The organism is Streptomyces sp. NPDC006544, from assembly GCF_040611715.1.
In the GTDB taxonomy this organism is placed as follows: Bacteria; Actinomycetota; Actinomycetes; order Streptomycetales; family Streptomycetaceae; genus Streptomyces.
On record NZ_JBEXOV010000026.1, the window covers coordinates 21,297 to 45,118 of the forward strand.

At 73.5% G+C, this 23,822-nt stretch carries 23 protein-coding genes and 2 pseudogenes; 13 read left to right on the forward strand and 12 right to left on the reverse strand.

Going from position 1 to position 23,822, the window contains the following annotated elements; genetic code table 11:
* Positions 1-287: 287 nt before the first annotated feature.
* Positions 288-812, reverse strand: a pseudogene (locus ABZY44_RS15000) (VanZ family protein); the annotation flags it as partial.
* A gap of 165 nt (positions 813-977) precedes the next feature.
* Here ABZY44_RS15000 and ABZY44_RS15005 point away from each other — a divergent pair.
* Together ABZY44_RS15005 and ABZY44_RS15010 are read left to right on the forward strand one after the other, a co-directional pair.
* Positions 978-1,889 carry a YihY/virulence factor BrkB family protein gene (locus ABZY44_RS15005; protein ID WP_356653682.1) on the forward strand — a complete coding sequence of 304 codons (912 nt, stop codon included), beginning with the start codon at positions 978-980 and terminating at the stop codon, positions 1,887-1,889.
* 92 nt (positions 1,890-1,981) lie between these two features.
* Positions 1,982-2,215, forward strand: coding sequence for a DUF6479 family protein (locus tag ABZY44_RS15010; protein ID WP_356653684.1), 234 nt, complete (start codon positions 1,982-1,984; stop codon positions 2,213-2,215).
* A gap of 276 nt (positions 2,216-2,491) precedes the next feature.
* Here ABZY44_RS15010 and ABZY44_RS15015 read toward each other — a convergent pair whose 3' ends face one another.
* Both ABZY44_RS15015 and ABZY44_RS15020 read right to left on the reverse strand, forming a co-directional pair.
* Complete coding sequence (locus ABZY44_RS15015) at positions 2,492-3,961, reverse strand: MFS transporter (protein WP_356653686.1); 1,470 nt, start codon at positions 3,959-3,961, stop codon at positions 2,492-2,494.
* Positions 3,962-4,233: 272 nt separating this feature from the next.
* Positions 4,234-5,157, reverse strand: coding sequence for a hypothetical protein (locus ABZY44_RS15020; protein ID WP_356653688.1), 924 nt, complete (start codon positions 5,155-5,157; stop codon positions 4,234-4,236).
* Positions 5,158-5,557: 400 nt separating this feature from the next.
* On the opposite strand from ABZY44_RS15020, the gene ABZY44_RS15025 reads away from it, so the two are divergent.
* On the forward strand, positions 5,558-5,938 hold the full coding sequence (locus ABZY44_RS15025; protein WP_356653690.1) for a DUF1330 domain-containing protein: 381 nt from the start codon (positions 5,558-5,560) through the stop codon (positions 5,936-5,938).
* On the opposite strand, the gene ABZY44_RS15030 is transcribed toward ABZY44_RS15025, so the two are convergent.
* The gene (locus ABZY44_RS15030) at positions 5,935-6,720 is read right to left on the reverse strand and encodes a maleylpyruvate isomerase family mycothiol-dependent enzyme (protein WP_356653692.1); all 786 of its coding nucleotides are present in this window, start codon (positions 6,718-6,720) and stop codon (positions 5,935-5,937) included. The two genes, ABZY44_RS15025 and ABZY44_RS15030, sit on opposite strands and share 4 nt — an antisense overlap.
* Positions 6,721-6,925: 205 nt before the next feature.
* On the opposite strand from ABZY44_RS15030, the gene ABZY44_RS15035 reads away from it, so the two are divergent.
* From ABZY44_RS15035 to ABZY44_RS15055, 5 genes are all read left to right on the forward strand, one after another.
* Positions 6,926-7,279 carry a VOC family protein gene (locus tag ABZY44_RS15035; protein ID WP_356653694.1) on the forward strand — a complete coding sequence of 118 codons (354 nt, stop codon included), beginning with the start codon at positions 6,926-6,928 and terminating at the stop codon, positions 7,277-7,279.
* A gap of 275 nt (positions 7,280-7,554) precedes the next feature.
* Positions 7,555-7,740: a hypothetical protein gene (locus ABZY44_RS15040; protein ID WP_356653696.1), complete on the forward strand. Its 186-nt coding sequence runs from the start codon at positions 7,555-7,557 to the stop codon at positions 7,738-7,740.
* 98 nt (positions 7,741-7,838) lie between these two features.
* A complete protein-coding gene (locus tag ABZY44_RS15045) occupies positions 7,839-8,825 on the forward strand; it encodes an NAD-dependent epimerase/dehydratase family protein (RefSeq protein ID WP_356653698.1) in 987 nt (328 codons plus the stop codon).
* 227 nt (positions 8,826-9,052) lie between these two features.
* The gene (locus tag ABZY44_RS15050; protein ID WP_356653700.1) at positions 9,053-9,460 is read left to right on the forward strand and encodes a YciI family protein; all 408 of its coding nucleotides are present in this window, start codon (positions 9,053-9,055) and stop codon (positions 9,458-9,460) included.
* An 8-nt stretch (positions 9,461-9,468) separates the two neighbouring features.
* Complete coding sequence (locus tag ABZY44_RS15055) at positions 9,469-10,614, forward strand: DUF6596 domain-containing protein (RefSeq protein WP_356653799.1); 1,146 nt, start codon at positions 9,469-9,471, stop codon at positions 10,612-10,614.
* A 78-nt stretch (positions 10,615-10,692) separates the two neighbouring features.
* Here the strand turns inward: ABZY44_RS15055 and ABZY44_RS15060 are convergent.
* Positions 10,693-12,216 (reverse strand): annotated as a pseudogene (locus ABZY44_RS15060) (peptide-N4-asparagine amidase); the annotation flags it as partial.
* Between the two features lie 222 nt (positions 12,217-12,438).
* On the opposite strand from ABZY44_RS15060, the gene ABZY44_RS15065 reads away from it, so the two are divergent.
* From ABZY44_RS15065 to ABZY44_RS15075, 3 genes are all read left to right on the forward strand, one after another.
* Positions 12,439-12,705, forward strand: coding sequence for a hypothetical protein (locus ABZY44_RS15065; RefSeq protein ID WP_356653702.1), 267 nt, complete (start codon positions 12,439-12,441; stop codon positions 12,703-12,705).
* 41 nt (positions 12,706-12,746) lie between these two features.
* On the forward strand, positions 12,747-13,538 hold the full coding sequence (locus ABZY44_RS15070; RefSeq protein WP_356653704.1) for a DUF2785 domain-containing protein: 792 nt from the start codon (positions 12,747-12,749) through the stop codon (positions 13,536-13,538).
* A 101-nt stretch (positions 13,539-13,639) separates the two neighbouring features.
* A complete protein-coding gene (locus ABZY44_RS15075) occupies positions 13,640-14,737 on the forward strand; it encodes a YihY/virulence factor BrkB family protein (protein WP_356653706.1) in 1,098 nt (365 codons plus the stop codon).
* Positions 14,738-15,118: 381 nt separating this feature from the next.
* On the opposite strand, the gene ABZY44_RS15080 is transcribed toward ABZY44_RS15075, so the two are convergent.
* The 4 genes from ABZY44_RS15080 to ABZY44_RS15095 all read right to left on the reverse strand — a co-directional run bounded on the left by ABZY44_RS15080 (position 15,119) and on the right by ABZY44_RS15095 (position 19,415).
* Positions 15,119-15,361 (reverse strand): protealysin inhibitor emfourin, encoded by a 243-nt coding sequence (locus ABZY44_RS15080; RefSeq protein ID WP_356653708.1) that lies wholly within the window; start codon positions 15,359-15,361, stop codon positions 15,119-15,121.
* A 192-nt stretch (positions 15,362-15,553) separates the two neighbouring features.
* Complete coding sequence (locus ABZY44_RS15085; protein ID WP_356653801.1) at positions 15,554-16,348, reverse strand: phosphatase PAP2 family protein; 795 nt, start codon at positions 16,346-16,348, stop codon at positions 15,554-15,556.
* 188 nt (positions 16,349-16,536) lie between these two features.
* Positions 16,537-17,490 (reverse strand): YihY/virulence factor BrkB family protein, encoded by a 954-nt coding sequence (locus tag ABZY44_RS15090; RefSeq protein ID WP_356653710.1) that lies wholly within the window; start codon positions 17,488-17,490, stop codon positions 16,537-16,539.
* Between the two features lie 137 nt (positions 17,491-17,627).
* Positions 17,628-19,415 (reverse strand): diacylglycerol kinase family protein, encoded by a 1,788-nt coding sequence (locus ABZY44_RS15095; protein WP_356653712.1) that lies wholly within the window; start codon positions 19,413-19,415, stop codon positions 17,628-17,630.
* A gap of 349 nt (positions 19,416-19,764) precedes the next feature.
* Here ABZY44_RS15095 and fabV point away from each other — a divergent pair, with 349 nt between their 5' ends.
* On the forward strand, positions 19,765-20,970 hold the full coding sequence (fabV, locus tag ABZY44_RS15100) for an enoyl-[acyl-carrier-protein] reductase FabV (RefSeq protein ID WP_356653714.1): 1,206 nt from the start codon (positions 19,765-19,767) through the stop codon (positions 20,968-20,970).
* A gap of 36 nt (positions 20,971-21,006) precedes the next feature.
* Here the strand turns inward: fabV and ABZY44_RS15105 are convergent, their stop codons facing one another.
* From ABZY44_RS15105 to ABZY44_RS15115, 3 genes are all read right to left on the reverse strand, one after another.
* Entirely contained in the window at positions 21,007-21,630 is a 624-nt protein-coding gene (locus tag ABZY44_RS15105) for a restriction endonuclease (protein WP_356653716.1), read from the reverse strand.
* A gap of 178 nt (positions 21,631-21,808) precedes the next feature.
* A complete protein-coding gene (locus tag ABZY44_RS15110; RefSeq protein ID WP_356653718.1) occupies positions 21,809-22,018 on the reverse strand; it encodes a hypothetical protein in 210 nt (69 codons plus the stop codon).
* Positions 22,019-22,250: 232 nt separating this feature from the next.
* Positions 22,251-22,943 (reverse strand): NUDIX domain-containing protein, encoded by a 693-nt coding sequence (locus ABZY44_RS15115; protein ID WP_356653719.1) that lies wholly within the window; start codon positions 22,941-22,943, stop codon positions 22,251-22,253.
* Between the two features lie 49 nt (positions 22,944-22,992).
* On the opposite strand from ABZY44_RS15115, the gene ABZY44_RS15120 reads away from it, so the two are divergent.
* Positions 22,993-23,751 (forward strand): DeoR/GlpR family DNA-binding transcription regulator, encoded by a 759-nt coding sequence (locus ABZY44_RS15120; protein ID WP_356653721.1) that lies wholly within the window; start codon positions 22,993-22,995, stop codon positions 23,749-23,751.
* Positions 23,752-23,822 lie beyond the last annotated feature (71 nt).

The window sequence follows — 23,822 nt, forward strand, 5'->3', positions numbered from 1 at the left end:
GATGCGGCGACAGTCACCGTTGTCATCGGCGGATGTGCAGTACTCACGAGTCACATCTCGCGGGAATCCGCCTTCCGCCGGGGCCACTTCGACGTCAGCCTCGTCACCGACCAGGGTTTCGTCAGCGACCCCGGCTCCGGCTTCGGGTTCTGCTTCGGTTCGGGCTCCGGCCTCGGTCCCGGCACGCGCCGGGCCAGCGGCCCCGACCCGGCCCGGTCCCGCCGTCCGGGCCCGGCACCGGCCGGAACCCCGGGTGAGTGCCGGCGAGTGAACCGGTGCCACCAGTGCCTGCGGCGCGGATGCACGGCCCGCCCCAGCCGCCGGCCGATCAGCAGGTAGCCGAGGAGCGCTCCGGCCGTGTTGAGGATGACGTCGTCGATGTCGAAGACGCGGCCCGTGACGAGGGCGCCCTGGATGAGCTCCACCGTCGTCATCAGACAGACCGTCACGGCGCCGACCCGCAGCAGTCCTCGGGCCGGGGGCATGAGGACGGGCAGGAGCACACCGAACGGCAGGCCCAGCACCAGGTTGCCGCCCAGCTGGCGTACCGCCTCGAACGTCGACGCCCCGTCCAGATACGCGCTGATCGAATGGCCGGGCCGGAGGTTCGGGTGCACGAGGGCCGCCGACGCGGCGGACGGTTCGAGGGTGAGCCGGGCCAGGACCACGCTGAACAGGACCGTCCCGACGAAGGCGGCCACCATGGCCAGGGCCCGGATCGCCGGATGTGCTCCGCGCCCTCGCCCCCCGGGGGCGGGTTCGGGACCGTCTACGGGCTCCACAGCGCGCCGCTGCGCGTATCTCCATGTCATGCGCGGCGTCTACCCTGCGACGGGTCCGGTACGCGGCACGCCGTGAGGGGTGGGCGGGTTCGCACACCCCGTTGACGGTCCGTCACGGCGGCGCGGGGCAGGGCGTTCCCGTGTCCGCCCTGCTCGCGGCGCATGCCCACGGGTCCCCTCGGGCACGCGCGGGGCATGACCGACCTCTCCCGCGGCGCATCGCGTCCAGCACGTCCGGCGACCGCCTCCCTCGCGGCGCGCACCCACGCCGAGCTGCGGCGTACAGCCGTCCGCGTCTGGACCGACAATCTCGCCGACCACGCGGCCGCCCTGACCTACTACGCCGTGCTGGCGCTGCTTCCCGCGCTCGTCATCGCGGTCTCCCTCGTGGGGCTGCTGGGCGGTGCGACGAGGGACCGGCTGACCGCCGACCTCACCTCCTACGCGCCGCCGCAGTCGGCGCAGGTACTGCGCGACGCGCTCGGCGGCCTCGCGGCGGAACACTCGTCGATATGGGCCCTGATGATCAGTGGCGGGCTGAGCGCCCTGTGGTCGGCGTGCAGCTACCTGGCGGTGTTCCGCCGAGCCCTGCACGCCATGCACGGGGTGCCGGACACGCGTCCCGCGCTCCGTGCCGCCCACACACTGGTCATGAACGCCGTGTTGCTGCTGATCCTGCTCGTCGTAGGCGCCGTGGGACTGGTCGTGTCCGGGCCGCTGGCCCGATGGGTCGCCCACACCGCGGGCCGGGCCAGCGCCGACGGCATCTCGCTCCTGCGCTGGCCGGTGTTGCTGGCGGTGGTCACCCTGCTGGTGCTGATGCTCTTCCGCACCGGCCCGGCCCAGAGCCGGGGCACCCGCCGGGGCCTGCCCGGGGGCGTGCTGGCGGCCCTGCTCTGGCTGGCCGCCTCTGGGCTCTTCACCCTGTACACGCAACTGGACACCTACGGCCGGCTCTACGGCTCGCTGGCCGGCATCGTGGTCTTCGTCGTCTGGCTCTGGCTCGCCAACCTCGCCCTGCTCACCGGCGCCCAGTTCAACGCCGAGCGGGCCCGGAAGCCCGGCGCGGAACGGACCCCGGAGCCGGACGCCCGGCCTCGGGGCTGAGGGATCCCGCCCCGTGCCACCCCGTACGGGGGCCAGGAGCAGGGCGGGAACGCCCCACGTGCACCGCGCGTGAAACCGGGTAGGCGGTCGGCATGATCACCTCACCTGCCCTCGCAGCTTCGGGCTCCTCGTCCCTGCTCCTGATCGTTGTCGGCGTCATCGTGGCAGCGCTCCTGATCGCCGCGTTCTGGTACGGGGCACGGCGCGCGGCGCGCCGCCGCGACCCCGGGGCGCGGCCGGCCGAACAGACTCCACAGGCACAGGCCCGGCAGGGCTCCTGGGAGACGCCCGAAGAGGACCCCGGCCCGCAGCGCCCCCGGCCCTGACCATCCCGAAGGCCCGGCCGGAGATTCCCTCCGGCCGGGCCTTCCCATGGTGCGACGGCGCACGGCCTACGGCCCGCGCGAGGCCGGCATGCCGTCAGTCGGGGGGTTCGGGCACCGGGGGCTGTTCGCCGGGCGCGGGCTCGTCCGGCGCCGGGCGGGGGTCACGGGGCTTCGGGCCGGGATCGGCGGGTACCGGATCGCGGGGCACCGGATCGGGCCCCTCCGGAGTGGGGCCGGGCCCATCGGGTTGCGGTTCGGATTCCCAGTGCATGTGGTTCACCTCGGAGTGTGCTGTTGACGTGCGGAGAGCGGGGAGGCGATCTGCTCCAGGGACCGGCCCTCGGCGGCGACCGCGTAGAAGACGGCCACCACTCCGGCGGCCACCATGAGCGAGGCACCGATGCAGAAGGCGAGCACCGCGTCGGACACGACTCCGCTGGCGGTCAGGTGCGCGAAGATCAGCGGACCGGAAATGCCGCCCGCCGCGGTGCCCACGGCGTAGAAGAAGGCGATCGCCATCGCCCGGGTCTCCATCGGGAAGATCTCACTGACGGTCAGGTAGGCCGAGCTGGCTCCCGCGGAGGCGAAGAAGAGCACCACGCACCAGCACGCGGTCATCGTCACGGCGTTGAGCATTCCCGCGCCGAAGAGCCACGCGGTGCCGAAGAGCAGCACGCCGGACAGGATGTACGTGCCCGCGATCATCGGCCGTCTCCCGACCGTGTCGAACAGGCGCCCCAGCAGGAGCGGGCCGAGGAAGTTCAGGAAGGCGATCACCGCGAAGTAGTAGCCGGTCACCCCGCTGGAGACGTGGAAGAAGATGACGAGGATGGAACCGAAGCCGAAGGTGATCGCGTTGTAGAGGAAGGCCTGGCCGACGAAGAGGGACAGGCCGAGGACTGCGCGGCGCGGATAGGACCGGAAGACCGTTCGCGCGATCTCACCGAAGCCGATGCTGTGGTGCCGGGTGACGGTGATGGCATCCTCCGGCTCCGGCAGGCGGATTCCCTTCTCCGCTTCCACCTGCCGCTCCACGTCCGAGACCAGTTCCTCCGCCTCCTCGGCCCGGCCGTGGATCATCATCCACCGGGGACTCTCCGGCACGTGGCGCCGTACCAGCAGGATGACCAGCCCGAGCACGACGCCCAGACCGAACGTCAGGCGCCAGCCCACGGACTCGGGGAAGACCTCGGTGTTGAGGGCCACGACCGACAGGAGGGCGCCCGCGACGGCGCCGATCCAGAAGCTGCCGTTGATGATCAGGTCGACGCGGCCGCGGAACCGGCTCGGAATCAGTTCGTCGATCGCCGAGTTGATCGCCGCGTACTCGCCGCCGATGCCGAAGCCGGTGAGGAAGCGGAAGAGGAAGAACCACCAGGCGGAGAAGGACACCGCTGTCAGGGCGGTCGCCGCCAGGTAGACGCCGAGGGTGATCAGGAACAGCTTCTTGCGCCCGTACAGGTCGGTGAGCCGGCCGAAGACCAGCGCGCCCGCGCAGGCACCCGCCACGTAGAGGGCGGCCGCCGTCCCGGTGACCTGGGCGTCGGTGATCGAGAGCCCGCTGCCGTCTTCGGAGATCCGGCTCGCGATGCTTCCGACGACGGTGACTTCCAGACCGTCCAGGATCCATACGGTGCCCAGCCCGATCACGATCATCCAGTGCCATCGCGACCAGGGCAGACGGTCCAGCCGTGCCGGCACCTTGGTGGTGACGGTCCCTGTCGTCGAATCCGTGCGTTCCAGCATGCCCCGGCGTCTGCCCGGGCCACCCCGGCACAAACGGCCCCTCTCTTCACGCTTCCTCGCGGGCCCGCCCGCCGGTCCGTGCCGCGCACACCCCGTGAGAGCTCCCGGACCTCGCTCTCAGCGGGGGCCGTGTCGCCGAGGCCGCCGCGCCCAAGTGGCGCGGTGTGGAGGTGGCGTGGGGGTGGCGCGGGGGGCCGTGGGGTGTGCGGCCCGCCGACCGGTGGGTGCGGCCGGCGGGCAGCGGGTCGTCCGTGACGACTGCGCCGGTGCTGCTACCAGTAGATGACGACGAAGCCGTCGCCACCGTCCTGGCCCGGAGTGCCGGGTGCACCGTTGACCGCGGCCGCACCGCCCGCTCCGCCGTTTCCGCCGCCCACGGCGTTCGAAGGCACGCCGACGATGCCGTCGGCGGGGTCCCCGCCGGTGCCGTTCGAGCTGCCGGCGCCGCCGGGCCGGTTGACTCCGCCCGTGGAGCACGTACCGGTGCCGCCCACGCCGGGCGTCCCGGGAGCGCCGTCGGTGGCCGTCCCGCCGCCGCCACCGCCGCCGCCACCGCCGCCGGTGGCGGTCAGCACGACGGAGCTGTTCGAGGACTTGGTCAGGGTCGTGGAGGTTCCGGCGGTGCCGGCGGTGCCCGCGGTACCCGGCTGCCCGTTGGACCCTCCCGGACCACCGTCGCCACCGTCGCCCGCATCGCCGACGTCCACTCCGTAGCTGGCGAGGGGCTTCACGTTGACGAGACACCAGGTGAAGCCGCCGGCGCCGCCACCGCCACCGGTTCCGCCGGCGCCGTCGCTCTCCGGCGTGCCGCCTCCACCGCCGCCTCCGCCGCCGCCACCGCCGGCGCCCCAGGCCTGGACGAACACCGAGGTCACGCCGGCGGGCACCGTGAAGGTGTTGTCCGAGGTGAACTGCTGCAGACCGTGAGGGGCCGAAGGCTTCTCCCGGTCCCTGTCATGGTCCCGGTCCCGGTCCCGGTCCCTGTCCCGGTCCCGGTCCCGGTCCTTGTCCGTGGGCTTGTCCCTGTCCGCGGGCTTCGCGTTCTGGCCCGACGGCTTGGGCCCGTCAGCGAGCGCCGCCGGGGCCAGCGCCATCAGCTGACCGGTCAGAGCGGCCGCGACGGCGACGGAGGCGAGCAGGACCCGGGAGCGTCCCCGGGGCCGTACGGTGACGGCCCTGTGGTGATTCAGGTTCATGACTTCCTTCCCCGCCGGCGGCCAGGGGCCGCCGCGGAGTGCGATGGGTCGGGTCGGGAAGTGCGTGGACCAGCACTTCCCGCGTCGGGTGGCTTTGCGCGGCTCATCAGACCCGCCCGCTCCGCCGCCGTCACGCCGACAGGGCCGAGGCCATGGACCAGTCAGGTGAGCAGTTCATCCGACCGGCACAGCCGCACCCGGGACCGTGACCGGACCCGCACGCGCACTCGCACTCGCGCCCGGGACCGGCACCGGGACCGGCACCGGCACCGGCACCGGCACCGGGTCAGTGCAGTCCCAGGTCCCCCGCCGCGCAATTACCTCCGCGGTCATCGCGGCGCCCTGCCGCCCTCGCCTACGTTTCGGCCATCGCGCACCTACCGGAACGAAGGAGCTCCCCGTGTCCGCTTACGGCTTCGCACATCTCCGCAGCCGCCGCCATCACTCCGATGTCATCGCGTACTTGTCGCGCATCCAGGCGACCCTCGACCCCTTCGCGGGACGCTTCGTCATCCACGGTCCGCCGGCCGAGATCGTCGAGGGAACGTGGCCCGGCAGCATGGTGCTGATCGAGTTTCCCGGCCTCGCCGAAGCCCGAGCCTGGTACGACTCCCCCGCATACCGGGCCATCCTGCGGCTGCGCACCGACCATATCGAGGGCGACCTGCTGCTGATCGAGGGCGTAGGGCCGCACTACGACCCGGCCGAGCGAGCGCGCACGTTGCGAACGGAGGCCGGTGCACAGCCCGTTCGTCCGCCGGGGACGGTGGCCCGACCCTAGAAGACCGAGTGGGTGAACCAGTGGGCGAGCAGGTCCGGATCGCCGAGCAGGCGGAAGGCGTCGCCGCGGTGGTCCGAGCGGCCGTACAGGAGCAGTAGGAGATCGGCGGCCGTTCCCTGGACCGTGGCATCCGCCGCGCGGGACTCGGGACGGTCGGAGACCACCGCGAAGCCGTCGGGGCGCAGGCCGACCAGCCAGTCGCCGGCACTGTTGCCGTCACCGCTGCCGTTGCCGTCCGTGCAAAGGAAGCGAATGGTCCGGTCGGGGGCACGCAGTTGGGCGGTCAGCGGTGCGAAAGGCGCGGCGAACGGCAGGTTGGTGAGGAACTCGTCGATGCCGTCGACCGCCAGGGGGCGGTCGATCTTCGGTGAGAGCCCGAGCGCGAGTTGGGCGTCGACCCGGTGGACAAGGGTCTCGAAGAGCATGCGCCGGACCCAGAACCGGGCGTGCTGGTCGACACCCCAGGCCCACATGGGCGCGTCGAGGTCGGTGGCGTCGAACACCCCCGCGGCTTGGGCCGCGCTCTCGGCGAGCCAGTCGGGCAAGGCGTCGGGACGCTCCGGGAGGCGGAGGTCCACCTCCCGGCTGGTCGGAGGCTGCTGGACTCGCAGGCGGATCAGCTCGGTGAACCAGCGGTGCACGCTGCCGACGTGCCGCGTGAGGTCCCCGAGAGTCCAGCCGGGGCAGGTCGGCACCGCGGTGGAGGGGTCGGCCCCCCTGACCACGGATACGAATGCGGCGGCCTCGGCCGCGACGGCCGCTCCGTGCTGGGCGGGGTTCATGGCTGGGCCCTTCCTCTGTGACGCTGCCCCGGGTACCGGGCATGCTTAAGGTCCTAGATGGTTTATCTCCTTAAGTAATTCGAAGCTAATTCCCCCATGCCAGGGATGTCAACTTCCGGCCCCGCCCCGCCCCGCCCCGCCCCGCAGATCTTCCGACCGGCGCGGTGGTCGGGACGCGGGACCCCGCTCCTGGCAGGATGGCGGCATGGAACGTGTGCTGGGAGTCGGTGGGTACTTCCTGCGAGCCGTCGATCCGGCGGCCCTGGGTGCGTGGTACCGCGATTGCCTGGGCCTGGACGCCGATGAGAACGGCCTGTGGCGTCAGGAAGCCGGCCCGACGGTGTTCGCGACCTTCGAGTCCGAGACCGACTACTTCGGGTCCCGCGCGCAGCAGACCATGCTCAACTTCCGGGTCCGCGACCTGGACGCGATGCTCGCCCAATTGCGCGCCGAGGGAGCGGACGTGGCCGACGAGACGCAGGACATGGAGGGCGTCGGTCGCTTCGGCTGGGTCACCGATCCCGAGGGTCATCGGATCGAGCTGTGGCAGCCCGCCTGACCGTACCTCCACACCGTCAGTCGGCAGCGCGGCCGCCTGAAGGCGGTAGGACCGGCCCGCCGAGCACCCCTGCCGGCATCTGCTGTCGACGTTCGTCGACCGGTCCGCCGTCCGGCGCCGCCGCGGCCGCACACCTGCCTGGCCTACACTCCGGGACACAGGACGGAGGCCGGACGGAGTCTCCCGTCGATCACCGGTCACGTACCGGCATCGGAGTCGTCCTGGCGCACTGGCGCATCCGGCCCGCGTCACGGTTCCGCTGAAGGGGGACGAGCATGACCCTGCTCGTGTTGTCCGGTGTTCTCCTGTTCGTCGTCGGAGGGTGCGTCTGCGTGGTGTGGGCGGATCGCGGCGGTCCGCGCTGGGCGCGTGCCGTGGCCTCGTGCATCCTCGTGGCGGGCGAACTGGTGCGCCGGGTTCCGCGTTCACGCCGGAGTCCGTCGTCGGGCTCCGACGACTGATCCGATCGCCCCCCGGCGGTCCCGCGCGCCCGACACGGACCGCTCCGCTCTCGGCGAAGCGGGGCCCGCGGACCTGGAGTCCGTGTTTGAGTGGGCCGATGGACATCTTGGTGCTGGGCGGAACGGCGTGGCTCGGACGAGAGGTTGCGCGCCAGGCGCTGGAACGCGGCCATCGGGTGACGTGCCTGGCTCGCGGGGAGAGCGGCGACGTGGCCGAGGGCGCGGCGCACGTCACCGCGGACCGGCGCGACCCGTCGGCGTACGAGAGCCTGGCGGCCCGGGACTGGAACGCGGTGGTCGAGGTGTCGTGGCAACCGGGCTTCGTCCGGGGGGCGCTGGCTGCGCTCGGCGCCCGGGCCGGGCACTGGTCGTACGTGTCGTCGGTCAGCGCGTACGCCTCGCACGCGCGGCTGGACGCGGACGAGTCCGCGCCACTGCTCCCGGCAGCCGCGCGGGACGAGGCCGGCCGCGAGGAGTACGGCGAGGCCAAGGTCGCCTGTGAGGAGGCCTCGGCGGCCGCGGTGGGCGACCGGCTCCTCATCGCGCGGGCAGGACTGATCGGCGGCCCCGGCGACCACAGCGGCCGCACCGGCTACTGGGTCGGCCGCGCGGCGCGCGAGCCGCTCGCTCCGCTGCTGGTCCCGGCCTCCTCCGGCGTTCCGACGCAGGCGGTCGACGCGCGGGACCTCGCGGCGTGGCTGCTCGACTGTGCCGAGAAGGGGACGACCGGCACGTACGACGCGGTCGGCCCGGTCGTGCCCTTCGAGGAGTGGGTCGCGCTGTCACGGGAGATCGGTGGGCACAGCGGGGCGGTGGTGGAAGCCGACGCCGACTGGCTGCTGCGCCGGAACGTGGGTGAGTTCATGGGCCCGGAGTCGCTCGCGATGTGGATGGCCGATCCGCGATGGACGGGCTTCAGCGCCCGCAGCGGCGCCGCGGCCGCCGCGGCCGGGCTGCGGCACCGGCCCCGGGCCGAGATGCTGGCGGACACCCTGCGCTGGGAGCGGGCGGAGGGCCTGGACCGGCCCCGCCGGGCCGGCCTGAGCAGCGAGCGCGAACGCGAGCTCCTGAACGCCTTGAGGTGAGGCCGCGCGGTTTCCGGCCGCGGCGTTGTCGGACGGCGGGGCGCCGGGCCCGCTCACGAGTTCATGAGCTCCCGATCTCCTGGCCCGCGGTGCGCCGGAAGGCCGGGTGGGTCCCGTACCGGAGCCGGAGCGCTTTCTCCGGCGACGATGTCGAGAACCCGTGGCCCGCTCCGTCCCCGTTGTGAGAGCGGCCAGAATGGGTCGCACCAGTACCGAGGAGAAGCGTCATGGCCAAGTACCTGCTGCTCAAGCACTACCGCGGCGCCCCCGCCGCCGTCAACGACGTCCCCATGGACCGGTGGACCCCGCAGGAGATCTCGGACCACGTGCAGTACATGCACGACTTCGCGGCGCGGCTCGAGGGGACCGGCGAGTTCGTCGACGCCCAGGGGCTCGCTCCCGAGGGGACCTGGGTCCGCTACGACGGCGAGGGGCGGCCACCGGTCACCGACGGCCCGTTCGCCGAGACCAAGGACCTCGTCGCGGGGTGGATGGTGATCGACGTCGACAGCTACGAGCGCGCCCTCGAGCTGGCCGGAGAGCTGTCGGCCGCCCCCGGGGCGGGCGGGAAGCCGATCCACGAATGGCTCGAGGTACGCCCGTTCATGGCCGCGCCGCCCACCATCACGCAGTGAGCGCGGCCGTGGACGAGGTCCTGCTCCGGAGCCTCACACCGGGCGTGCTCGGCGTCCTCGTCCGCCGCGGAGCCGATTTCTCGGCGGCCGAGGACGCCGTACAGGACGCGCTCCTCGAGGCGGTCCGCGTCTGGCCGTCGGACCCCCCGCGGGATCCGAAGGGCTGGCTGATCACCGTGGCCTGGCGCCGGTTCCTCGACGCGACCCGGGCGGACTCGGCCCGCCGCCGGCGCGAGGACCTCGTCGACGAGGAGCCGGCGCCCGGCCCCGCGACCGCGGTGGACGACACGCTCCAGCTCTACTTCCTGTGCGCCCACCCGTCGCTGACGCCGTCGTCCGCGGTCGCGCTCACCCTGCGTGCCGTCGGCGGGCTGACCACCCGCCAGATCGCCCGGGCCTACCTGGTGCCCGAGGCGACCATGGCGCAGCGCATCAGCCGGGCCAAGCGCACCGTCGCGGGCGTGCGGTTCGAGCAGCCCGGTGACGTGGCCACCGTGCTGCGCGTCCTGTACCTGGTCTTCAACGAGGGCTACTCCGGCGACGTCGACCTCGCCGCCGAGGCCATCCGGCTGACCCGGCAGCTCGCGGCCGCCATCGACCACCCCGAGGTGGCGGGGCTGCTCGCCCTCATGCTGCTCCACCACGCCCGGCGCGCCGCCCGGACCGCGCCCGACGGCAGTCTGGTACCGCTCGCCGAACAGGACCGCGGCCGCTGGGACACCGCCGTGATCGCCGAGGGCGTCGTGATCCTGCAGACGGCGCTCGCCCGCGACCGCCTGGGCGAGTTCCAGGCACAGGCCGCCATCGCGGCCCTCCACGCCGACGCCCGGACCGCCGGGGAGACCGACTGGGTGCAGATCGTCGAGTGGTACGACGAACTCACCCGCCTCACCGACAGCCCGGTCGTCCGGCTGAACCGCGCGGTGGCCGTCGGGGAGGCCGACGGGCCGCGCGCCGGCCTCGCCGAGCTCGCGGCGCTGGACGGCGCCCTGCCCCGTCACACCGCGGTGGCGGCGTACCTCCACGAACGGGACGGCGACCTGGCGACGGCGGCGCGGCTGTACGCCGAGGCGGCGCGCAAGGCGCCGAACCTCGCCGAGCGCGACCACCTGACGCGCCAGGCCGCCCGGCTCAACGCCCGCGGCGGCCGTTGACGGGGCCCCGGAGCTGGAGGGCGCCCCACCCCCACCGTGCGGCGCGGCGTCGGCCCGCCCGTCGTACCGCGGCAGGTCTCAACAGCGGCGGCGGTCCTGCGTGACGGTGCCCTGCGCCGTTTCCACCGTGCGGTCGTAGCAGCCGCCCGGCGTCCCCGTCCCGTACACCCGGTGGCGGGCGGAGGTGGTGGCGACCGCGTGCCGCTGGTCGCGCGGGACGTTCGCCGTGTAACTCGCGTCGCCCGTGTACTGGTCGTCGGTCCGGGACCGTTCGGCCTCCCGGCCGCCGCGCACGGTGACGGTGTCCGCGCGGTCGCCGAGCGCGATGACGGTACGGACCCGGTCACCGGTCCCGAGAGTGGTCTCACCGTCCATGGTGTACGTGCGGCTGGTGCGGGTGGTGGTCGCACCGCGCGTCACGCTCTCCTCGTCGGTCCAGGTGGCGGTCAGCCCGTCCCGGTCCTCGCCCTCGGTCCAGTGGTGGACGGAGGTGTGGTGCACGGTGCGGGCGACGGTCGTGGTGACGCGGCCGTGCGAGGTGTCCAGGTATCCGGCCACGGTCAGCCGGTGTCCGCCCTCGGTGTCCAGGCGGTGCTCGGCGCCGGGTCCGGCGGGCGTCCAGCGCACTGAGTTGGCCGGATCGCTCTGCTCCTCGCGCGTGAGGGCGCCCGTGACGACCTCGCGGCCGGCGTCCTGCCAGAGCAGCAGATTGACGGGGGTGCTCCAGCCCGTCTGTCCGGCCGGTACCCCGGCGACGCTGACCTCGATGCGGTGCGGGCGGCCGTCGTCGAGGAGGGCGGCGTACGGGGTGAGGTCGTAGCGGACCGGCTGGACGTCGAAGGCGCGGGGGCCGGGGGTGACGTACCAGAGGAAGGGGTTGGACCAGCCGCCGGTCCAGACGTGGGGGAAGGGTGCGGCGATGCCGGCGAGCCGGCCGTCGACGGAGATGCGGACCTCCCGGTACGGGCCCTCGGCAGCCTTGCAGGAGTACGGAGCCGCGTCCGGGGTGGTCATGTACCAGAACTCCTCGCAGCCGCCGCCGGATCCCGTGGCGTAGACCTCGGCGAGGAGCCGCTCGGTGTTCCGCGGGAGGGTGACGGCCGGGGTGACGAGCGGGAGGACGCGGTCCGGTGTGCGGCCGGGGCCGGGCTCGGGACGCCCCTGGGCCGCGTAGAAGGTCAGGGTGACCTTGACGTCGATGACGCCGGTGTAGGTGTCGTCGACGACGTTGCCGATGAGCATGTCGACGGGTTGCGGGCGGCTGAGGGTGTCGCGGTAGTGGGTGACGTCCTTCTCGACGGACCAGGCGATGCCGTCCGGCGAGGGCTCGGGGGTGGAGGTGTGGAAGATCTCCACGCCGCCGACGGAGAGGTGGCCGAGGCGGTCGAACTGGCGGCCCTTGACCTTGCCGTCGAGGCGGAGCACCACCTTCGCCCAGTCGGACGCGCCGCAGGCGGTGGGCGGTGCATAGCTGCCCCGGTACGGGGTGAAGTCGCGGAACTGCGCCTCGGCCAAGGTCACTTGGCAGGACCTGGTCCCGGGACGGGCGAGAGGCGGGACGGGGGTGAGGGGGTCGTGCCAGTCCGTCCCGAACTCCGCGGGCGGCGGCTGCGTACCGGGGGGCGCCGCCGCGCGGACGATCGGCGCGGGGGGCTGCGCGGGACGGGCCGCCGCGGGGAGAGCCGTTGCGGGTGCGCCGCCGGGGCCGGGTTCGGCCGCCGCTGCCGGGCCCACGGCGGCGAGGGTGGCCGCCGCGAGGGTCAGCGCGCCGAGCGCTCCCATGATCCTGTGTCGTCTCATGGGCCCGCAGTGAAACGGGGCCCGGTGCGGGGGCGCCAGGGCAGTGCGTCCGCCCTGGCCGGATCCGGCCGCCGCCGGGACGTGTGCGGGGTGGGAGGCGAGTGGATCCGTTCTTCCCAGGACCACGGCCCCGACCTCGACACGGTGCCGCGCACCCGTCCCGCGGACGGCACGGCCCCGCTCGAGGCCGCCGGCCGGCTGACGGTGCCGAGGGACTACCTCGCGGTCCTGCACCGCACGAAGGGCAGGGTCCATGACGTCGCCGGCACTCCTCCCCGCGGCCGGCCGTAACTCCCGGCGCGGCAGGGCGGTTCGGGCCTACTGTGACCGTCATGATCGACTGGAACAGCATCGAATCCGCGGCCTGCGCCGTGCCCACCGACCGCCCCCTGGAAGAGCTGGTACGAGGACTCTCCCAAGCCCTGGCGGATCCCGATCCTCGGATCCGGGACGGAGCGGCCTACTCCGTCCTGTCGGCCTGGATAGAACGCGGGGTGATCGACGCACCCCGGCGACTGGCGCTGGGCGACGAGATGACCGCTCGCTTCCTCGACGAGGAGGTCCAGGCCCGCACGTTCGCCCCGCTCGTCCTCGACATGCTCGTGAGCAAGGGGGACCTCAAGGCGGACTGGGTGACCGCCTTCGAGCGGTGGTACCCGGCGGAGACGGATCTGCGCGGCCACGACGAGAAGCTCGGGTGGCTCCACGCGGTGGCGCACGGCGCGGACCTGCTGAGCACCCTCGGATGCCACCCCGAGGTGGCACCGGTGCGGATGCTGGACCTCGCCGCCGCACGGCTGACGACACCCACCGAGCACGTGTTCGATCAACTGGAGGACGACCGTCTGGCACGGGCGGTCGCCAACATCCTCACCCGCGCCGACATGAGCGAGCGCGAGGCGACGGCATGGCTGGACCCGATCGGCACCTGCTTCGGAGCCGATCGCCTCAGCACGCCGGTTCCCGCGCACCTCACCAATTGCCTGCGCACGCTGCGCATGCTCTATCTCTTCGCGGACCGGGGCGTACGGCCGGACCCCGCCTCGGCGCCGCAGTCCCTGCACCACCACGGGGCCGTCAAGGCCCGCCTCGCCGCGGTCCTCGACCTGATCGTCAAGCGGTGAGGGCATGCGGGGGCCCGGCCGACCGGGCCGGGCGCGAGAGCCGGCCGGAGCCCGTGGTCCCCCACTGACATGAGTCCCGCGGAACTGGCAATCCGCAGGGTATGACACGCATCTCGAAGAAGGACCGCGACGGCGGACACGAACGTACGGGTGGCCCCGAAGGCGACGGCCCCGGCCGGATCGACGGCCCCGGCCGGGTCGAGGGCCTCGGGCGGCCCGAGGGCCCCGGGGAGATCGAGGAGATCGAGGAGCGTGCTCCCGATCGGCCGTCCGCGCTGCCGAGACGGTCGTGGTGGGACGTACTGCGCGGGACGGTCAAGGAGTTCACGAACGACGAGCTGAGCGACCGGGCCGCGGCACTGACCTACTACGGGATGCTGGCGCTCTTCCCCGCCCTCCTGGTCCTCGTGTCCCTGCTGGGCATGGCCGGCGAGTCGGCGACCGAGACGGTACTGGACAACCTGCGGACGCTGGCGCCCGGCTCGGCCCAGAACGTGATCAGCGATGCGGTCGAGCAGTTGCAGGGCCACAGCGGCGTGGGATCGCTGCTGGCGATCGTCGGCCTGCTCATCGCCCTGTGGTCCGCCTCCGGCTACATCGCCGCGTTCATCCGCGCGGCGAACGTCGTCTACGACATTCCCGAGGGGCGGCCCGTGTGGAAGGTGCTGCCCCTGCGACTGGCGCTCACCGTGACGCTGATGGTCCTCTGCTGTGCGAGCGCGCTGATCGTGGTCTTCACCGGTGGCCTGGCCCGGAGCGCGGGCAGCGCCCTGGGCCTCGGCGACAGTGCGCTGACCGTGTGGTCGATCGCCAAGTGGCCGGTCCTGGTCCTCCTCGTCACGATCATGATCGCGATCCTGTACTGGGCCGCTCCCAACGCCAAGGGCCGCGGATTCACATGGGTGACCCCCGGCAGCTTCCTCGCCCTCGGGATCTGGATGGCCGCCTCCGCCGGCTTCGCCTTCTACGTCGCGCACTTCGCCTCCTACGACAAGACCTACGGAACCGTCGCGGGCGTCATCGTCTTCCTGGTGTGGCTGTGGATCACCAACCTCGCCATCCTCCTCGGGCTGGAGTTCGACGCGGAGCTGGCACGCCAGCGTGCGATCGCGGGCGGGCTGCCCGAGGACGAGGAGCCGTACGTCGAACCCCGCGACACGCGCGCCTGGAACAGTGCGGATCGCCGTCGCATGCGGTGAGCTCCGATCGCCGGGCACCGGACCGCGGACCGCGGACGGCTCTCGCAGGGGCCGTCCGCGGGGTCGCCTCCCCGGCCAGGCCACGTCCGCGCACACCACGGGCCCGGCCCAGCCGAAATGGCTGGACCGGGCCCGTCGTGGTCCGTCGGACCGGGGGGAGGGTCACATCGTGCGGACCGGGCCCCGGTCGCGCGGTGGCGGGGGGGATGCCACCACGCGACGCGGGCCCACAGGAATCCCGCGCCGCTCACCGCCGCGGACTCCCGTGTCCATTCGTATGACCGGTCTCCGGCGGCCCAAACAGTCCGGTCCACATTATTTTCGTCCGGGCTGCCCTCCGTGCTCGTGGTGCGGGCCGGGGGCCGGGGGCCGGGTGCCGGATCAGGCCTCTTCGCCGAGGACCGCACGGATCAGGTCCCGCTGGTCACCGGTCAGGCCCGACTCCGCGAGGTCGAGTACCTGGTCGTCGACCGTGATGCGGTACTGGAAGCCGTCCGCGACCGACGGCAGGACGCGACGTGCGAGGCCTTCCCATTCCGCGGCGTCCCGCCGGGCGGAGGTGTCGATCTTCCGCACCTTGTCCACGCCGGTGAAACCCCCCGAGCGAGTGACGGTGATCAGCATGGCCGTTCTCCTTCCGAAGTCGGATCTCGTCTCGTGAGGCCGCGCGTCGGCGCCCTTCGGTCACGACAGCGCCCCGCAGGGCCCTGAGCGCGCCTGCCCCTGATCCGGCGGTCCTCTCCGGCCGGGTACCGGAAGCGGTGCCAACGGCTCGATTTCACCCGTTCCTGGCCGACACCCGTAGCCTCTTCCGGCTCAGCCGACAGGTCCGTGCATCCGCGGGGCTGCCGCCTCCGCGGGCCCGGCCGGAGGGGCTTCGGGCTCGGGTTCGGTGAGTTCCGGTTCCAGGCCCTCGGTCATCGCCGTGCGGCGTCGTCCGGTGTCGGCCCGCCAGGCCTCGAAGGCCAGCGTCGTCGCGGCGACCACCGCGAGCCCCAGCAGCCAGCCGCCCACGACGTCGCTGACCCAGTGGACCCCCAGTGCGACACGCGTGTAGCCGACGCCCACCACCGTGACGAGCGCGAGCGCCCAGGGCAGCGGGCGCCAGGCCCGCGGTACCACGGGCAGCAGGACGAGCAGCAGGACGGCGCACGAGGTGGTGGCCGTCATCGCGTGGCCGGAAGGGAAGGAGAAGCCCGGCGCGTGGGCGACGGGGTCCGGAAGATGCGGCCGGGCCCTCTCGACCGCGCTCTTGGCCAGGAGCCCGATCAGGCCGCCCGCGACCGCCGTGGCGCCGGCCCAGGCCGCGAGGCGCCAGGCACGACGGCTCACCAGCCAGGCCACGAGCACGGCCACCAGGAGCCGCATGGTCACCGGATCCCAGACGAGGTCCGAGAGGGTCTCGAGGAAGCGCACCCAGCCCGGGTGGGCGAGCGCGGTGTTGTGGAGGCGCTCGGCCGTGGCCTGGTCCAGCCGGTGCAGGGGAGGCCACTGGGACTCCACCAGAACCAGGGCGAGGGCGAAGGGCACGGAGGCCCCGGCCGTCACGACCGCGGCGAGCACGAGCCTCGCTCCGAAGGTCGCGTCGGGTCCTTCGTACCGGGCCAGCAGTTCCCGGAGCGCACGTCGCGGCCCGCGGGGTCCCCGCTGCCTTCGCGGGCCTTGCGGGCCTTGCGGGCCTCGCGGATCCTGCGGGCCTCCCGGGTCCTCCGGGTCGGTCGGACGTCCTCGAGCACGTTCCGTACGCCGTGCCATGGTGGCGGCTCCCTCTCTGTGTGGTGGGCGGCGGGGCCGGGTCCTCATACCCCGGGATCTTTCGTGACCGGCTCCCTCACCCCCGCCCGTACGGCCTCCAGCTGGGCGGCGAAGGCCAGGCCGAGGAAGAGTGCCGTCGAGGTGAGGTAGGACCAGAGCAGCAACGACACGATCGCGCTGAGGGGCCCGTAGACGCTGGTGAACGAACTGCTCTCGCCGATGTACAGGCTCAGCCCCCAGGTCGCCAGGTTCCACAGCAGCAGGTAGACGACGGCTCCGAAGGCCAGCCAGGTGTAGCCGGGCTGGCGCCGGCGCGGGGACCGGCGGAAGATCGCGCTGGCGGCGAGGACGGCGAGCAGGATGCCGACGGGCCAGCGCAGGAGGTCCCAGGCCCGCACGGTGGCGGGAGAGAGCCCGTACACCTCGGCCAGCGCACGGGTCAGGTGCGTGCCCAGCACGGTGAGGGTGAAGCTGAGCCCCAGCGGCACCCCCGCGAGCGCCGACATCACCAGACCCCGGGTGTACTTGGCGAGGAAGGGCCGGTCCCGCTCGTTGCCGTAGATCCGGTTGGCGCCCCGCTCGACCTGGCAGAGGGCGGTGGTGACGTTGACGACGGAAAAGAGCAGGCCCAGCCACAGGGCGGCCTGGCCGCCCTCGCCGGCGTGGCGTCTGCTCTCGCTGAGCGCGTCGTCCACGACGGCCTGGCCGGGGCCGCTCGTGAGCCCGCGGATGGTGAGCTCGGCCACGCGGCCCACGTCCTCGGTGTGCAGGACCCCGGACAGGCCGACGGCGGCGATGGCCAGCGGGACGATGGACAGGACCGTCTGCAGGGCGAGCGCGCGGGCGTGGCTGAAGCCGTCGGCGTAGCGGAAGCGCACGAAGGAGTCGCGCGCGAGGCTCCAGCCGCCGTAGCGACGCAGCGCGGTCCATGCCTCGTCGGCGGACAGTTCCTCGCCGCGGACGTCGTGGCGTTGCGGTACCCGTCGCGCGGTGCCCATCGTCTTCCTGCCTTCTCGTGGAGCCTGCAAAACGTGCGGAGTGCCCGGATCCCTCGGAGCGCGCGCCCCGCGGTCACTCGAGGGCCCGGAAGGCGGCCTTGCGGGGCCGGGGCCTCCCGGGCCCGGGGGCGCGGGCCTCAGGGCCGCGGGCCGGTTGCCGCCGGGAGGTGCGCGACGCGATCGGCGGGCGCGCCGGCCGCCCGCGCCGGGGCGGCCGGTGCCCCGGGTGCGCGGGGCAGGTACACCCGCAGCGCGCCCGGTTCGATCTCCGCGGTGAGGCGGAGGCCGTCGCTCACGGCGTCACCGTCGAGCTCGCGCGGCTGCGGTGCGGCGCAGCGGACGTCGATCCGCGTGGCGCGGAAGTACTCCAGCGTGCCGCCGGCCTCGCTGCGCCCGGCCGCGGCCGAGGTCCCGGATCCGGTTCCCGCCCCGGCCGAGGCCGCCGGCTCGGCCGGCGCCGGCGCGCGACGGCGCAGGAGGCGGGACACCAGGTGTCCCGCCGCGGTGAGCCATCCCGCGGCGCCCCGGGGGTCGAACAGCACGACGTCCAGGTGTCCGCTGTCCGGCCGCGCCGTCGGCAGGAGGGGCAGGCCGCCCTGGAGGGTGCCGACGTTGCCGATGACGACCATGCGGGCCCGGCGCCGCCGACGGCGGCCCCCGTCGATGCGGATCGTCAACCGCACGCGGGGATCGTTGAGGTGCCGCAGGGCCGACAGGACGTACGCGGCCCACCCCATCCGTGACTTGAGCCGCGGGGAGGTGTCCCGGACCATGGCGGCGTCGAAGCCGGCGCCCGCCATGACGGTGAACCGCGTCGGCGGGAGGCCGTCGCCCCGGACCCGGCCGACGTCGATCCCGTAGCTGTCGCCGGACAAGGACTCGTCCAGGGCGGTCGCCGGGTCCATCGGCAGGCCCAGGTTCCGGGCGAGGAGGTTTCCGGTCCCGCAGGGCACCACGGCCAAGGGGATCCCCGTGCCGGCCAGGGCGTCCGCGCAGGCGCGCAGGGTTCCGTCGCCCCCGCAGACCACCACGAGGGCGGGTCGGACGGTGGGGAGCTCCTCGGCCAGGGTGCCGCCGGGACGCTCGGCGGAGGTCAGGATCCACCGGATGTCCCGGTGGCCGTGGCGCAGGAGCACGGCGCCCAGCCTGTCGGCGAGTTCGTCGGAGCATCCGTGGGGGTGGCGTACGACGACGACCGGACGGCCGGTGCGGGAGGCGGGCGCCGCTCGGCCGGGCCCTTCCTCACGGGGGGCGGGTTGCGGAGCGGATCGCCTCCCGTACAGCAGCGCGAGCGCCGTGATCAGCAGGGTCACCGTGCCGTTGAGCAGGCCGCCGGCGACGTCGCTGGGGTAGTGCATGCCCCGGTACATCCGCGACAGCCCGACGGCCGGCGCGATCAGCAGCAGGGAGCCGGCCACGGCGTGGCGCCAGGGGCCGCGCATGCGCAGCGCGGCGATGACGGCCAGTCCCCCGTAGAGCGCGAGGGAAGCGCCGACGTGCCCGGAGGGGAAGCTCGACGTCGGCGGCGCGGCGTCCAGGTGGGGAACCTCGGGACGCGGACGGTCCACGAAGGACGTCACGCACAGGAACACCGCCGACTGCGCGGCGACCGAGACCCCGAGGAACAACGCCTCGGTCCGGTGCGGGACGCGGGGAAGCACGAGCAGGGCGAGGACGCACACCAGGGTCACGCCGACGACGGCCTGCGTACCGGCGAGCACGGAGAACAACTCCGAGACGCTGTCGCCTACTTCACCCCGGCGCTCCAGCAGGTTCCGGGCGGCCGAGTCCTCCGCCGACAGCGGCCGGTGCCGGGCCGCCGGCCCGGTGACCAGCCGTCCCAGACCGACCATCAGGGCCGCCTGGACGGGCAGGAACAGGAGCGGCCAGGCACCGCGCACCGTAGAACCGCGACTTCGCTTCATGAGGGCCTTCTAGCCCGTCACGGCCGGATGATGCGCGCCGCGGCCGGTCCCGGGCGCGCCCGGCGGTCTCACGCGAACGGATAGGACACCGACAAGAATCCGCGGCCACTTCTGGCGATGATCACCATCAGCGGTCCGGGCCGTGCGCACCGAGGATGTGAACACGGCCCGTACGGGGTGAGATCCGGGGCCCGGACGGCGTCTGCGGTCACCGCCCGGAGGGGCACGTCCGGCATCGTCGTACCCGACGGAGCCACTCGTCGGCTGGACACGCCGCCGACGTCCGCCGCCGCGCGGCGCCGCGCACCGCCGCGGCGACCACGCGCCCCACGCCCGAAGGACCCCACGAGTGAGCCTCCGCGAGATCAAGCCCGCCCACCGCGGCTACCTCTACGTCAACAGCCATCCGACGGGCTGCCGAGCGGTGGTCGACCGCATGTGGCAGCAGACGCCGGACCCTTCCGGTGACCGGCCCGGACCGGTCGCCCTCGTCATCGGCTCGAGCGCCGGCTACGGACTGGCCGCGACCCTGGTCGGCCTGCGCGCCCATCGGATGCGCGGCCTCGGCATCGCCTTCGAGGCCGCCGGGACCGAGCGCCGCACCGCCGGCGCGGGCTGGTACCGCACCGCGCGGACCGCCGAACTCGCCGCGGAGGCCGGCGCCGACTTCACCTTCCTCAACGGCGACGCCTTCTCCGACGACGTCAAAAAGGAGGCCGTCGGCCACCTCGCCGCCCGCTTCGGCAAGATCGACCTGCTCATCTACAGCATCGCGGCCCCGCGTCGCACGGACCCGCTGACGGGCGAGGTCCACCACTCCGTCATCAAGCCGCTCGGCACCGACTACCGGGCCAAGACCCTGGTGTTCGAGGACGGCGTCCCGCAGATCGGCGCGTTGCACCTGCAGGCCGCCGACGAGGCCGAGCGCGAGGCGACCGTACAGGTCATGGGCGGCGCCGACTGGCAGATGTGGATCGACGCCCTGCGGTCCGAGGACCTGCTCGCCGACGGCTTCCGGACCGTCGCCCTCTCGTACGTCGGATCCGACATCACCGCCCCCATCTACCGGGCGGGGACCATCGGCGCCGCCAAGCAGCACCTGGAGGACACCGCGCGCACGATCGACTCGCGGCTGAAGGGCACGGGGCGCGCCTACACCGTCGTCGCGGGCGCGGCGGTCACCCAGGCCTCCACCGCCATTCCGAGCATCGCGCTCTACACCAGCATCCTTCACCGCGTCATCGGTGACGGCTGGCAGGGAACCGTCGACCAGGCAGCGGACCTGTGGTCCCGGCTCGCCGGTGACGCCGCACTCGGCCTGGACGACCAGGGCCGCATCCGGCTGGACGGCTGGGAGATGGATCCCGGGGTCCAGACGGCGGTGCGTGCCGCGTGGGACCGGGTCGACGCCGACACCCTGGCCGCCAGCGCGGACACGGGTTGGTTCCGTGACCAGGTCGGCCGGCTCTACGGCTGGGACGTGCCCGGCGTGGACTACGAGGCCGCGGCCGAGACCACCGTCCCGTGGCCCGCTTCCCCTTCGTCCGCCCTCTGACCGCTCGCGGCTGCCCTCCGACCGCTCTCGGAGGGCTCAGGGGACGACCCCCCGCCCGGCCGGCGGGAGGGCGTGCAGGAGGTCCCACAGGGGGCGGGAACCGGCGGCCCATTCGGCGAGGAGGCGACGGTCGACCAGGTGGAGGCGCTGGGACTGCGCGAACCGGGCCCCGTCGTCGGTGATGCGGCCGTTGGTCAGCATGACCAGGACGTCGCCGTGGTGGACCTGCCTGCCGGTGCCGTTGAGCACGTGGAGGTCGGGCGTGCCGACGGGTTTGCCGGACCAGCCGGCCGTGCGGTGCTTGCACTGGATGACCCACCGGCGCCCGTAGGGGTCGGTGGCCTTGACGTCGGCCCCGTTGTCGCCGCGCCCGCCGACCTGCCGTGCGTCGGCGCAGCCGTCGCGCCGCATCAGGTCCCGTACCGCGAACTCGAAGTCCCGGTGGTGCAGGCCGTCGAGCTGTCCGAGCGCGTAGCGCAGGCCGTTCGCCCGGACCTGGTCGCGCCGGGCGGCCTCCGCGTGCCGCCACACCCAGGACGCGGCGGCCGCGCCCCCCACCGCCAGGGCGGCAGCCACGGTCCAAGGGTGTGCGGTCAGCCACCGCAGCGCGGCGGCCGCCAGGCTCAGGACGACCGCGGCCGCGAGAGCGGCGAGGACCACCTGTTCCAGGCCCTGATCCTTCCGGCGCCGCGGCCGTCGACCGGCGCGTCGACCGGCCCGTCGGACAGGACGACGGACGGAAGGGCGGGCAGGACGACGGGCAGGACCCCGGCGCCCGCTCAACGCCTGGTCCCCGGACGGGAAGCGGCGATCCGGTACGAGGCTCCGGGCCGCCGCGTCACTGGGCGGCCTGGGAGACGCTGCTGACGAGCTGGCCCAGGAAGGCGGCGAGGTCCTGGCCGACCTCGGTGGGAGCAAGGATGATGCCGAGCGCCAGGACGATGAGCACGGTCATCCTCTCGTCGGACCGGCTGCGGGCCTGTGTACGGCGGCGCAGCCGCAGAACGACGATGACCACCAGCAGTACCGCCACGTTGATCGTCAGCACAGCGTCCAGCCCCCCGTACCACCAGAACGTCTACGGGGGCAGCGGACGCCCACCCCCTGTTCCTGTGTAGCGCCAGGCCGACGCCGCGGCGGCCGGATCCGTAGGAAATGGCGTCAATCTGACCTCCTGTCCGGATTCCACCGGAGATGAAGACGTACGCGCCCCTCGCTGGACCCCGGCTCCGGCCCCGGCCCCCGCCCCGAGGCGCAGCGCGGGCCTACCGACGACCCGATCAGTGTGCGGCCGCCGCGGGGGCGAACGGCCCGTCCAGAGCCGCCCATTGCAGGAGCAGGATGGTCTTGCCGTCCGTGATGCGTCCGTCGCGGGTCATGGCGAGGGCTTCGGCGAAGGGCAGTTCGAGCACTTCGATGTCCTCGCCGTCCTCCTCGAGTCCGCCGCCGGCCCCGGTCCGGTCGGCGGGGGTGTACGGGGCGGCGAAGAAGTGCAGGCGCTCGGTGACCGAGCCGGGGCTCATGTAGGCGTCGAGCACGTGGGTGAGCGGGCCGAGGTCGACGCCTAGTTCCTCGGCGCTCTCCCGCCTGACGGCGGACTGCGGGTCGTCCGCGTCGAGCAGCCCCGCGGCAGCCTCGACGAGCATGCCGTCGGGATGGTCGTTGACGTAGGCCGGATAGCGGAACTGGCGGATGAGCAGGACGCAGCGGCGGCCGGCGTCGTAGGGCAGGACGACCGCGCCGTTGCCCCGGTCGTAGGTCTCGTGCCGCTGAGTGATCCAACGCCCGTCGCGGCGCCGGTAGTCGAAGGTGGTGCGGCGCAGTACGTGCCAGCCCTGGGAGGTGAGCTCGACGTCGCGCACCACCACGCCGGGGTTGCGCGCCAGGTCGCGGCCGGCGCGGTCGAGGCCGGTGCGGCCCCGGTGGTCGGGGAACTCGATGCCGGGTCGGGAAAACGGGGGCTTGTCGGTCATGACGCGCTACGATACATGCAGAACCGTGCAAGAACAGGAGAGAATGCGAATGCTGGCTGCTGAACGGCGCGAACACCTGCTGGGCCTGCTCGCCCGCGAGGGCAAGGTCGTGGCCAAGGACGTCGCCGCCGAGCTGGGGATCTCCGAGGACAGCGTGCGGCGTGACCTGCGCGATCTCGCGGCCGAGGGATTGTGTCAGCGGGTCTACGGCGGAGCGCTCCCCGTCTCGCCGGCCGCGGCGGACTACTCCGCCCGCCAAGCCGTGGCCACCGGCGGCAAGCGGAAGGTCGCCGCGGTGGCCGCCGGGCTGGTGCGACCCGGCGGCACGCTGATCCTCGACGGCGGCACCACCGCCCTGGCCGTCGCCCGCGCGCTCCCGCCGGACCTGGCCTGCACCGTGATCACACACAGCCCGACCGTCGCCGCGGCCCTGCTCGACCATCCGCGGGCGGAGATCTTCCTGCTCGGCGGCCGCGTCTTCAAGCACTCGGCGGTCGCCTGCGGTGCGGCCGCGGCCGAGGCCGCCCGGAACGTCTCCGCCGACCTCTGCCTGCTCGGTGTCGCCGGTGTCCACCCCGAGGCGGGACTGACCACCGGCGACGCGGAGGAGGCCGCGATGAAGCGCGCACTGGCCGCACGCGCGGCGGACACCTACGTCCTCGCCTCCGCCGAGAAGATCGGCACGGCCTCGCGGTACCGCGTCCTGCCGTGGGAGGCGGTCAGCGGACTGATCACCGACGCCGACCCCCGCGGCGCCGTGCTCGGGCAGCTCACGGCGCTCGGCGTCCGGATCCTCCCGGCCGACTGACGCCTTCGGGTCGCCCGCCGGCGCCGGCCGTGTCGGCGCAGGGCGTGGCACACCCCGCCGACGGCCGGGCC